Raw genomic sequence first — 12,358 nt, forward strand, 5'->3', positions numbered from 1 at the left:
AAAAGAATCAGTTCTGGACACACTCCCATCACTGCCACGCGTGTTACCGAAGCTGTCAGTACGCCAGGTATTACCATGATCGTCTCGTGTGGTACCAAAACTGTCGGTACGATATGTATTGGCCTGCACCGCAAAGCTAATAAAAAGTGAGAATATAGAAACACAAAGAACTTTCATAACAAGAATACTCATCTATTATTAATTTCGTAAATATGTGGCGCTCATGCAAGTAACATAAATGCCACGGAGGATGTTTAACTAACCAGTACAGCCTCAAAATCGGCAACGGTTAATTCTGATGCTCCTTTTAACATGTCTCTTGCCAGAGCACGACGACGATTAAGCAACTCATCCAGTGTTTCTTCAAAAGTCATTAATTCACTATCACGGACCGTAGGGTAATAAACATAAACATCTTTTGTTTGGCCAATACGATAAGCGCGGTCTGTTGCCTGATCTTCTTTTGCTGGATTCCAACAACGCGTAAAGTGAATAACATGGTTGGCTTTCTGTACATTGACACCAAAACCGACAGCAACAGTTGAAAGTATAATGGCGTTAAATCCCTCGGCATCCTGAAATTGGTCTATCAGGCTTTGACGGTTTTGACTGCTTCCAGATTTAGTACTGGTATCTCCATTGATAATAAAAGGCTTAAAACCAAAGTTGTGTAATACCATCTGCTGTAATTCCCGCTGAATATCACGCAACTCAGTAAAAATAATTACCTTATCATCAGAAGATCGTTGTATGCGCCTTAGCGTTTCAAGCATCCACTTAACTTTCGGAGCATTGTCACGCATACGTAAGTCAGCACTGACTGAATAAGGCAAGGCGCAAATCAACTTAAGACGATGTAATAAACCAAGCATACCGGCCCCACGCTGCTCAAGGCCCTCACTCATTTCCTGCTGGCTTCGCCACTTCGCTATCGAATGAGTATAGAGATCACGCTGCAGTGGCAACATGCTTAATTTTTTACAGATCTGGTCTTCAATTTTTGCAGGGAGATCTCGTGCCACATCTTCTTTAATTCTACGAAGAGTCTGGGGTTCGATTAATTTACGGAGCTTTTCAAGAGCAACTTCATCGCCCTGTTGTTCGATAGGGCGTAAATAGTCCTTACCAAAATTATTTAATGCACCGAGAAGTCCAGGCTGGACAAAGTCAAACAGGCACCATAAATCAACCAATGTATTTTCAACGGGTGTACCGGTGCATGCCACTTTAAATCGGGCTTGAATGGCCTTAGCTGAGTGGGTTATTAATGCCGCCGGGTTTTTAATCTTTTGGGCCTCATCACAAACCATGATAGACCATGATTGGCGTGCCAGAGAAAACTCTTGATCTCGCAATGTTTCATAGGTTGTAAGGACGATACGTGCATCGCCGACCCAGTCATTTTGCAATAAATTTTTAATACCTTTATTTCTTATCTCAGACGGGAGACTTTCCTTAGGACATTTTTTATCTCGTAACTCATTCCCATACAGTTTTAATATTGAAATTTGATCACGATAGAAAAAATTACCCACTTCACGTTCCCAGTTATCAAGTAATGATACAGGGGCTACGATCAAAGCTGGGTCGCCATTCGGAAATTGTTCAATATGCCAAACCAAAAATGTGAGGATCTGCAGCGTCTTCCCAAGTCCCATATCGTCTGCCAGTAAACAACCGGTAGTTTCAGTCGGTGACTTGAGAAAGAGCTGTTGTAACCAGGCAACACCTTTACGCTGATGTTCCCGTAACACGATGTTTTCTCTTAGGGCTAAAGGTAGCTCTGGCTCAGCTTGATGAGCTGATAACAATGATGCACGCCGCTGCTTGACGTAAAGAGCTTGTTCGATATTCTGCTCAATCAGTAACACGGCCCTACTCTGTGGATCAGCAGGTCCTGATGTGTCGCTATCATCAGCTATTTTTTTAGACCATTTATCATGGAAAATCTCAGCATCTTCTCGCGGCAGAAGATTATCATTCCAGGGCATAGCGACTTCAGTTGCTTCAGTATCCTTGGCTTGTTGTATACGCTCTTCAAGTTCATGGAAATGCTGTTGATTGTCCAGATCCCAGCCCGAAAACATGGCTTCACACATCTCTTTTGCCACATCATCCGGAAGCCATTTCTCGCTTTCACTTTTAACCAGGTAAGGTGAACTGATTTTTTCAAATTCGCCAATACCAATGACCCTGTCACTGTATTTTTGCAGATCCAGTACGTGTGTAAAATCATGCCCCTCCGCCTGCTTTTGCCAGGTTTCGACAAGGGATTGATAGCTTTCAAGATCTGCAGAAGTCAGCCTTCCTAACTCAATATCGTAACCTTGCCAAATACCGACCGGTAAGTCAGAAGCCAACTTCAGTTGCAGCTCTTTAATGAAGCTTTCAAGTTCAAATGGGCGAGTGAAATTAAATGTTTCATCCGCTTGGGGGGTTTCTGTTCTGGGACTTAGAATAAGCGAAACTGCGGCTATTTCATTCTGTTCACTAAAATTCGGTTCCAGACGAAAGTCATAGAAATAGATCCCTGCTTCCTGCAGATCTTTCTCATATACGTCTGGATCTAAAACCTTGCTTGCATCCTCACCAACCCAAGAATAAGGGTTACGAATAAAAGATAACGCATCATCTCCAGCTACACGACGCCCGGTAATCGCATGAACGGAAGACAGAACTTCTTTAACCTCGGGTGATAAAATGACATGGTTTAGCTCACCATCTTCGCCCAGTACACGATACCGGTCCTGCACTTGCTGTGTACGGTCAAAGCTTTGTAACCAGTTGACGGGTTGATCTTCAAAGGTGGGTTCAATTTCATAAACCTTTGTATCCGCTATCCGAGCCTCACGTAATTTGAGCTGTAAAGATTCTGGCCGGACAACAATAGTTTTCGTCAAATAATCGTCCATTTTCGCGCAGGCTTTTTTCGCCTGGCGCCGAATCTTTGCCCACCCCATCTGGTTAACCGCTTCACCTGGCTGTTGGCTCTGCTGCTGGCGTAACTGCTTGAGGGAATCAATCAAATGCCAGTTTTCAGAATTCAAAATGAATGTGCCTTCAGACGTCGAAAAACTCGCACCAGTTCGCTTCATTTCAACAACGCGGTAATCTTCAGGATGGGTCCATTTATCTATAATGACGCGAAAATTATCATCGCTAATGCTGCCTGAAGAAGAAAGATGCGCCACCAGCTCACGTTGCGGTGGAAAAGCAAAGATTCCTAAACTTGTCGCGTAATCTTCTACACCATTTAGACGATAAAAATCATCCCAGCTCAAGAACCAACAATCAGACCAGTGGGAGACATAGTCCTCTTCATGCAACTGCTCAAGGCAGGAAACAACGAGCCAATTATCTTTGTTATCTGCTAAATGAAACGCAAATGCCAACCCTTCAGGTTGGATGGTGTACAGCGGTTCAACGGGTAGCGACAGTGCTGTTTTATCTTTGATAAATTTACTTAGCAGACTTTTGAACATTACTTGCTCCAGTAAGTGAATTTGCCCAGGACCGGTTTAAATCCAAGGCTAAGCAACTTTCTCGCAGCCTCGTGATCGGGTTCATTAAACTGAATATGAATAGCGCCACCGAGGCCTCGTTTATCCATAACTTTGCAATCGACTGATTTAATTACATCCCGGATTTGCTGTTCTCGGATTGAAGGATCCTCACGTTCTTTTCGGGCTTTCAGTGAGTTAGAAATAATTCTGATCTGCTCTTCTCGATCCCGTTCTTCATCTTGCACTTGTTTGGCTTTGATTGAAAACTCTGAAATAGCTGTACTGGGCATAGACTGGGAGGCAGGTGACTTACGGACTACCGGATTAGAGTAACTAATTCCCTTGGCTTCAAACCTTGAGATATCCAGGGCAGCATTCATGTGAGCGCTAGATTCTTCACTAATATAATAAATACCCAGTCGTTTTAAATCTTCATCAAAATAACGCATCCAGCCCGGAATGTTTTTTAACGAATAATTAGTAGCTGGAGAATTATGCGCAAGGCGTAGAACAACTTTGCGGCGGTTATTTCGCTTATCTTTTAAATCAAAATCAATATCTAAAATTCCCGTTTCAGGATTGAAGGGGGCATTTGTAAGATGGTAAGCATACATCGCTCCAACTTTAGAAAACTCAACGAATAAGTAATCACCAATTCGCATTATCATAGCATTGTTATCTTTAGAACCCGGCCCTGATAACTTGCTCAGACGGCCTGTGTTTTTGGTCCTAAACTCCACATAGTCCTGATCTTTTGAGAGCTGGGTATCCCCCCCGATCACAATGCGCGTGTAACTCATCTGGTTTGCATAACGTAGCCAGTAGAACAGGCGGGCCTGGTCAACATCCCGGTTGCCTTTAAGCAATTCGAAGAACAATTTCAGATCGTCTTTTGCAAACCAACCCTGCACCATTAAAAGGACAGGCTTATCAACATGAATCTCCCAGCCTTTATTTCTGGAGGTTAGCTGAGGATTTCCCCAGTACTCTAGCGCCACCTGTTTTAATTCCAGATGCGTTTGATGTTTGAATGCTGAATTGCAGTAACGCGTCAAAGTGGCAGCAAGAATATTGTCTTTAAAGCGACCCAACTGGCGGCTCAACGCCAGAAGCTCGTTAACCTTTGGCTGAAATTCAGCATCATCCATGCGGAAAACTTCATTTACCAGATGGTTAACGATCTTTCGCCACAGCCAACTATTTTGAGGAATTTGCGCAACTTTCTCGAGCGCGGAGATATCTGCAATTTCGCCACGTACAAGTTGCTGGCCAAGAAGTTGACCCGCATCATCAGTGAAAATGTCAGCATACTGATCGACGGTACGCGTCCATTCCATTACTCGGGAATTGCCGGCTTTTAATACTTCAAACCCGCTGGCGATCAGATCTCGCAAACGGCACCACTGCGGGTTATTTTGCGGTTCATCGTTGGAATAACCAAAATAACTACTACATAACGCCAACCACTCACGGCGAGTCAGGCGTTTACCTGCCAATTTGTTCTTAAGCTCTGTTGTGACCTTCGAAAAATTGTCAGCATCCTCAATCAGTGGTGAGCTAAACAAATCTTCATCAGATATGTCATTAAGGGCGAAAAAGACCATTTTCCATTCTGATGGCGCCAACTCAACGCCAGATTTCAGCCGCTGTATCGCTAATTTTCGCTTCTCTTCCGGCGGTACCAGCGTGACAACACGAGCATCCACTTTTTTTTCAAGCGCGAATACAACATGATTTAAGCGATTAAAATCATGATAATTTTTTGACAGCTCTTGCATTTGCGCATAGGGGGCCAGTTTGCTTTTTAACATATCGAGTGGGGAACTCATTTCAGCATCCCCAATTGACAGGTTTCCTGGCTAATCCCTGGCACATCATCAGCGCTTTCTTCTTGCCGCTTATCTTTAAGGCCAAAGAATTGCATACGTAATTCCACACGACGACTGGCCTCTTTGCTCTCTTTCGCATTGTTAAAAGAGACGCCACCTGCCAGGAAAAGCTTACGAATCAGCATTTGTTGTTCAGACGATATTTTTTGCTGCAGTGCACTACGGCTATCCAGCAAACTACACATCACCCACTCTGAACGCTGCAACGAAAGGTGGAGGTTATACAAATAAGAGCCATCCGTATCGGTAAAACCCTCAATGACTATCTGTTTAAACCACTTTTTACCTTCGTCACTATTTGCCGCTTCCAGCACGAGTGGAACAACGTCCTGCAACGCCTGTAAACCCTCAGGTGGCAGCGAGAAACGGTTGTGTTCAAAGCGCCCCGCCTCACCAAAGCTGATACGGTTATCGTGGCAGTCGACGTGAATCGTCTTATTGAGGCTTTTTGCCTGCAACTCGAGACGCTCGCACAGGCGAGCAATATCGTGCCCTCTGGATTTCTCCCCCGCTTCCGCCTGCTGGATACGCTGCGTTACCGAGCTAAGTGATGCCACCATCACCACAAGAAAAAGAACCATCATGGCAGTCATCAGATCAGCGTAAGAGATCCAGAACGGTTTCTCGGCTTCATCACTGCGTCGTTTTTTCGCATTAAACATCCGACTGAACATACTGATGTTCCTTATGCGCGACGGCTACGAGTCAGTACGGTATCCAGAGCATCAACACTCTCGCCAATGATTTCCACGGAAGAGCTCAATGCTCCTGTCGCTTTAGCCAGTTGGCTATCCATCTCTTGCATAGAATTCTTCAAACTGGTTTCCACACCTGAGCTAAACGAATCGAAGCTTTTCCCCATGAGGTCTGCCACCCCATGCAAAAACTCCTGAGCTTCGCGGTTATATTGCTGTAAACGTTCGGAATAGGTTTTCAGATCTGCAACAAAGTGGCTGCGTGAAGATTGTTCTTCCTGCCCATTGTTAATCAACGCTTCCAGGGTAGTAATGGCTTTTGAAACAGAGTCACGGGTATTGCGATAATCTGAGATCAATGCTCCTAGTTCCGTACTGGCACTTGAAAGGGTTCTACCAGCCTGTTGAGCATTATTAAGAACATCGGCGGTGAGATTATTGGCTTCTGCCACACGGTTACCTGCACTTTCAAAGCGATCCGCAGCCACACGCATTTTATCCGCACCTGTATTAATTTCCTGCAAGTGCTGTGTCGTGTTTTCAGCCATCCGCTGCAGCAATTTTTCAGAAGCGGTCTGCTGTTCTCTCAACATTCCCAGCAGGTTTTTAACCTGCCCGTCAAGCTCGCCAATAATACGTTGCGTCTCAGCTTGCAACGTCTGCTGCACGTTCTGCTGCTGTTGGCTTAATGATTTCTGTCCTTCTTCCAGTTGACCAAATAACGAACCTAACTGGTTACCGAGTTGATCAATGCTCCCTTCCATTTTAGAGCGCAATGCATCCTGGCCGGACTGCACAGTGTTTTGCAAAGCGTCCATAAAGTGTTGCTGCTGCTCAACCACCGCATTTTCACGCGCTTCACTACGCGCTAACAACTGCTGGGTTTCTTCTTGTAGAGTGCGTTGAGCAGATTCCTGAGTCTGGCTCATTTGCTGCTGGCCAGATTCCAGTTGAGTAAAGACGCCGGCCAGATGCTGTGTTAAATCCTCAACGCCTTTACCCATATTAGCCATCAGCAAATCTTGAGCCTGATTTTGCTGTTGGTTTAGCTGTTGCTGCCCTTGTTCAAGTTGAGCAAACAGTGTCCCCATATGGCTGCCGAGGGTATCGACAGATGCCGCCATTTTTTCCATGGTCTCATTTTGCCCTTGCTGAACGCTGGATTGAGTCATCTCAATAAAGGCCTGCATCTGTTCAGCCATGGCTTTTTCACGCGCCTCGCTGTCGGCAAAGATTTTTTCCATTTGCTTCGCCATTCTTTCCCCGGCGCCCTCGCCTTCAGCACCGATCCGTGCAACTGACTCCTGCAGGCTACTCAGCATGTCATTCATACCGGCCTGCATTGCCTGTTGCCCGCTCTTCATTTCGCTCAGTAGCTGACCAATTAACTCAGCACTTCCCTGGCGAGAGTCATCACTTACCTGGCGCATGTCCTGCAGCAGAGTGGAAAAGCCACTTTGCATTGTCTGGATGGCGTCAACAGAACGCCCCATCATTTCCTGCATATTGGAGAATTGCTGACCAAAGGTGCTATCCATCTTCGCCATGAACGCGGTTAGCACATTCTCCAGCATATTCTGGACGCGGCCACTCTGGTCCCCTGAAGCGGTTTGCACCACACCAGCAATTTTTTCTAATGGGCTCTTTAGGCTATTTTCAATCGCGCCACTCACCTGTTCAGCAAACTGCTGGCCCGATTCCCGATAAGTCGCTGATAAACTCGTTGCCAGTTTTTCATTTTCACGAACCTGGCTATCCACCAGGTTTTGCAACATTTCACGTAAATCACTGACCAGCCCATCTTTCAGTTGTTTTGAGTGGGTAGTGTTTTCTTTGCTGCTGGAGACCAGCTGCGAGAGGTAGTCCTCACCCACGCCACCTTCAAAAAGCTGGTCGATGCTGGCAGTCAGGCTTTCGAGATTTTTGTAGCATTTAGCCAACCGCCACTTTTCAAATATCGTGACCAGGATAGAAGCAACAATCGCTAATGCAGAGCCTAAAAAGGCGAACAGGACATCTTGCAGCAGGCTTGCCACACTCGCAGTGACCTGCTCTGGAGTACTCGGGTCAAAATGGTGTAAGCCGATCATCAGGCCGTAAAACGTCCCGATAATCCCAATTCCCGTCAGAATGCCCGGCAGGTGCTTAAAAGCTTCGGTATAAAGGGGAATCTCTACCAGAAGCGGTTCGGAGAACCAGGAGGATGCAGGCGCAGTAGACCGCACATCAACAAGTTGTTGTTCGTCTTCATCATCCAGCCGGTACTGACTATGCAAAGATTCTTTAAACTCGCTCCAGGGATGAGCAAAGAATTTATCTGCAAAAAGAGTGTTCAGTTTTTCAAGTTGGATTGCAGGCTTTTCACCCACCAGCCCACGTATTGCTTTGGCGTTCTGCTTGAATCTTGCCGAAACGCGAAAAGAAGGTACGGCGTAGAAAATGACAAAACACAACAGCAGTGCAGCGACTACAGTTGCAACACCTTTTGGGACATTCTCTGGATTAACAGAGGTTAACGTATCCAGGAACGAAGTAAGCGTGAACATCAACACACCTTTTTGATGATAGGGACGAATTGGCAGGACCATGATAGCCAACAGAAAGGCGATTTGCCTGTAACAATATGAGAAAAATCTCACATTCGGACATATAAAACGTTATATACGTCACAAAAACATTGATCCCACGCATACGTAATAATTTTAAATTCCTTGATAAAAACTATTCACCAAGTTTATGCTTTCAGCCATACATCCTATGTAATTTAATTTTATTCGGAACCTGAATGCAGCTCACCTACAAGGATATCGCCACGTTTACAGCAGGCTCTCATATCAGCCGTATCCAGCAAAGTGACCACGGGCGAGCTTACTTTTTTTATGCCACCGAACACTTTCTGACAGATGACTGGCAGTACAGCGAAAGTGCCTGTAGCAAGGAACAAATCGTAAAAACGGACCAGGCGGTACTGCTCACGAAAGCGGGTGACGTCGTCATTAGTCTGATCCATGGCAAAGCAGTACTAGTGAGTCCAATTTATGCAGGTCGGATATTGGGTAATAACTACGTCAAAGTGGATGTTGATGCCACGCAGTTGAGCGCTTTTTGGTTCGTCTGGCATTTCAACGAAAGCAGCGAAGGGCGACGCCAGCGGGCGCAGGCCACACAAGGCTCGACGGTGGTGCAGCGGATTGCCGTTAACGAATTAAAAAACTTTGTGATTACACTCCCCTCCCTTGCGCAGCAACATGCGATGGGGGGGCTTTACCTCGCAGCACGTGAAAAGCGTTATTGCCAGGAACGTATCGCCCAGCTTAACGAACAACAGATCCTGAAACAGCTCAGTGATATGATTTGACCCAAAACGTAACCCGATTAGGTTACGCAACAGAACATCAGGAAGAACTATGTCTCCCCAAATTGAAGCGCAAAATTTAAGTGAACTGCAAGGCCGCCTGTGGAATATCGCCGATACCCTGCGCGGCAAGATGAATGCCGATGAGTTCCGTGATTACTGCCTCGGCTTTGTTTTCTATAAGTATCTTTCCGAGAAGTTTGTCGCCTACGCAAACAAAATCCTTGCTGAAGATGGGATTCAATACAACGAGCTGACTGCAGAACATCCAGCATATCAGGACATTGTGGACGCGGTAAAAGAAGACAGCATCCGCACATTAGGCTACTTCCTGCCACCGACGGATTTGTTCCACACCATGGCGGAACGTATCGCCAACGATCCTAAAGGTGCTGGTACCGGTTTTATTCTGGAAGATCTTGCTGCGACGCTGCGCAATATTGAGCAAAGTACGCTGGGTACCGATTCGGCTGATGACTTCAGCAACCTGTTTGAAGATCTGGACTTAGGCTCCAGTAAATTGGGCAACACCGCAAAAGCGAAAAACGAGTTAATCGGCAAAGTCATTACCGAACTCGACAAACTAAGCTTTAACCTGAGCGAAGCCAGCTCCGATATCCTCGGTGATGCCTACGAGTATCTGATTGGTCAATTCGCTTCGGGCGCAGGTAAAAAAGCCGGTGAGTTCTATACACCACAACCTGTTTCAACATTGCTGGCGAAAATCGTCACTACTCACAAGCTGAAACTGAAAAACGTTTATGACCCGACCTGTGGCTCAGGTTCACTGCTGCTGCGCGTAAAGCGCGAAGCGTCATCAGTAGGTAAAATCTACGGCCAGGAGATGAACCGTACTACCTACAACCTGGCACGTATGAACATGATTCTGCACGGTGTTCACTACGCGGATTTTGAAATCATCCAGGAAGATACGCTGGAGCACCCGCAGCATACGCACCTGAAGTTTGATGCCATTGTCGCCAACCCACCGTTCTCCGCCAAGTGGAGCGCCAGCCCGCTGTTTATGAACGATGAGCGCTTTGCCCAGTACGGTAAACTGGCTCCATCTAGCAAAGCGGATATGGCGTTTTTGCAGCATATGTTCCATCACCTGGAAGATGACGGCACCATGGCAGTGGTTCTACCCCACGGTGTGTTGTTCCGTGGAGCTGCCGAAGGCCATATCCGTCAATTTATGATTGAGAAGCTGAACTGTATTGATGCAGTAATCGGTCTGCCCGCCAATATTTTCTATGGCACCAGCATCCCGACTTGTGTATTGGTGCTACGCAAATGCCGTAAGCACAACGACAGCATTTTGTTTATCGATGCCAGCAATGAGTTTGAGAAGGTCAAAACTCAGAACCGCCTGCTAGCGGAACATATCGACAAAATCGCCGATACCTATAACGACTGGAAAGACATTGAGAAGTATAGCCACGCAGCCTCGTTGGAAGACATCCGCGCTAATGATTACAACCTCAATATCCCGCGCTATGTCGATACCTTTGAAGCAGAAGATGAGATTGATCTCAATGCCGTGGCGCAGGAAATTCGTGAACTGGAAGGTGAAGTAGCGAAAATCGACAATACCATTGCTGGCTTCTGCAAAGAACTGGGGATTGATGCGCCGTTTACGCTGTCGGAGGGGAATAAATGATGGTACCGAAGCTAAGGTTTGCCGGTTTTAATTCCCCATGGGAAAAGCAACCGTTAGGGAAGGTTTTTGGTATCACATCTGGATCTACTCCATCAAGGGGTAAAATAGAGTATTTTATTGATGGTGATATTCCGTGGGTTAAAACTACCGACTTGAATAATAGCTTAATAATATCGACTCAAGAAAAAGTAACAGAAATAGCAATCAGAGAAACATCTTCACTTAAGATACTTCCTAAAGACACCGTTTTTGTTGCTATGTACGGTGGCTTTAATCAAATAGGAAGAACAGGTTTGCTGATAAAGGAAGCTACATGTAATCAGGCCCTCTCTGCTATTAAGCCTAATAAGGAAATAGTCGTTCCTTACTTTTTATTATTATATCTGAATTTTAAGGTGGAAGACTGGAAGTTAATTGCTGCAAGTAGCAGGAAGGACCCAAATATCACAAAAAAAGATGTGGAGAAATTTCAGTTTATTTATCCATCAATTAATGAACAAACCAAAATCGCCGATTTTCTATCCTCTGTTGACGAAAAAATTACACTACTGAACAAGCAGTACGAACTGCTGTGCCAGTACAAAAAAAGCATGATGCAGAAGATTTTTTGTCAGAAATTTAGATTTAAATGTGAGAATGGGAAAGATTATCCTGAATGGGAAACAACTGAATTAAACGAAATAGCCTCTAAGGTTAATAAAAAGAACAGAGATAATTCTGTGAGTACAGTTTTGACCAATTCCGCTACTCAAGGTATTGTTTCTCAACAAAGTTATTTCGAGAGAGAAATTGTCACAGAAAGCAATCTTACTGGTTATTATGTTGTTAATGTTGGAGATTTCGTTTACAACCCAAGAATATCTGCAACTGCACCAGTTGGTCCGATTAAAATGAATGAATTAAGTAAAGGAATTATGTCACCGCTGTATACGGTATTTCGTTTTAATCAAGGCTCATTGAAATTCTATCAATATTTTTTTGAAAGCTCAGTTTGGCATGATTACATGAAAAGTGTCGCAAATAGTGGGGCAAGGCATGATCGTATGAATATTTCAGGCGCTGATTTCTTGGCTCTACCAATACCTCAACCCATTGAGAAAGAGCAAACTAAAATCGCCAATTTTCTCTCTGCCATTGACGACAAAATCACCATCAAAAAAGCGGAGCTGGATAAATTAAAAACTTGGAAGCAAGGTCTACTCCAGCAAATGTTCGTCTAAATATCTTTCAGCCCGGTAGGTATCGGGCTTTTACCA

Annotated in this window: 7 protein-coding genes; 3 read left to right on the forward strand and 4 right to left on the reverse strand. The window is 45.1% G+C overall.

Going from position 1 to position 12,358, the window contains the following annotated elements; translation table 11 throughout:
* Nucleotides 1-254: 254 nt before the first annotated feature.
* Genes zorD through zorA1 form a run of 4 tightly spaced genes read right to left on the reverse strand, consistent with a single transcriptional unit; the run spans nt 255 to nt 8,633 of the window.
* A complete protein-coding gene (gene zorD, locus I6L74_RS05115; RefSeq protein ID WP_059177447.1) occupies nt 255-3,482 on the reverse strand; it encodes a type I Zorya anti-phage system protein ZorD in 3,228 nt (1,075 codons plus the stop codon).
* Complete coding sequence (gene zorC / locus I6L74_RS05120) at nt 3,482-5,332, reverse strand: type I Zorya anti-phage system protein ZorC (protein ID WP_059177446.1); 1,851 nt, start codon at nt 5,330-5,332, stop codon at nt 3,482-3,484. The genes zorD and zorC overlap by 1 nt, the downstream gene beginning before the upstream one ends.
* Complete coding sequence (gene zorB1, locus I6L74_RS05125) at nt 5,329-6,066, reverse strand: type I Zorya anti-phage system protein ZorB1 (RefSeq protein ID WP_059177445.1); 738 nt, start codon at nt 6,064-6,066, stop codon at nt 5,329-5,331. Before zorB1 ends, zorC begins: the two co-directional genes overlap by 4 nt.
* A gap of 11 nt (nt 6,067-6,077) precedes the next feature.
* On the reverse strand, nt 6,078-8,633 hold the full coding sequence (gene zorA1 / locus I6L74_RS05130; protein ID WP_059178021.1) for a type I Zorya anti-phage system protein ZorA1: 2,556 nt from the start codon (nt 8,631-8,633) through the stop codon (nt 6,078-6,080).
* A 239-nt stretch (nt 8,634-8,872) separates the two neighbouring features.
* On the opposite strand from zorA1, the gene I6L74_RS05135 reads away from it, so the two are divergent.
* From I6L74_RS05135 to I6L74_RS05145, 3 genes are read left to right on the forward strand one after another with little or no spacing between them, the layout of a single operon-like run.
* Nucleotides 8,873-9,445 (forward strand): restriction endonuclease subunit S domain-containing protein, encoded by a 573-nt coding sequence (locus I6L74_RS05135; RefSeq protein WP_059177444.1) that lies wholly within the window; start codon nt 8,873-8,875, stop codon nt 9,443-9,445.
* A gap of 49 nt (nt 9,446-9,494) precedes the next feature.
* Entirely contained in the window at nt 9,495-11,102 is a 1,608-nt protein-coding gene (locus tag I6L74_RS05140) for a type I restriction-modification system subunit M (RefSeq protein ID WP_059177443.1), read from the forward strand.
* Nucleotides 11,099-12,322, forward strand: coding sequence for a restriction endonuclease subunit S (locus I6L74_RS05145; RefSeq protein WP_059177442.1), 1,224 nt, complete (start codon nt 11,099-11,101; stop codon nt 12,320-12,322). Before I6L74_RS05140 ends, I6L74_RS05145 begins: the two co-directional genes overlap by 4 nt.
* The last annotated feature ends 36 nt before the right edge of the window (nt 12,323-12,358 follow it).

It is taken from the genome of Lelliottia amnigena (assembly GCF_019047465.1).
Lineage (GTDB): Bacteria > Pseudomonadota > Gammaproteobacteria > Enterobacterales > Enterobacteriaceae > Enterobacter > Enterobacter amnigenus.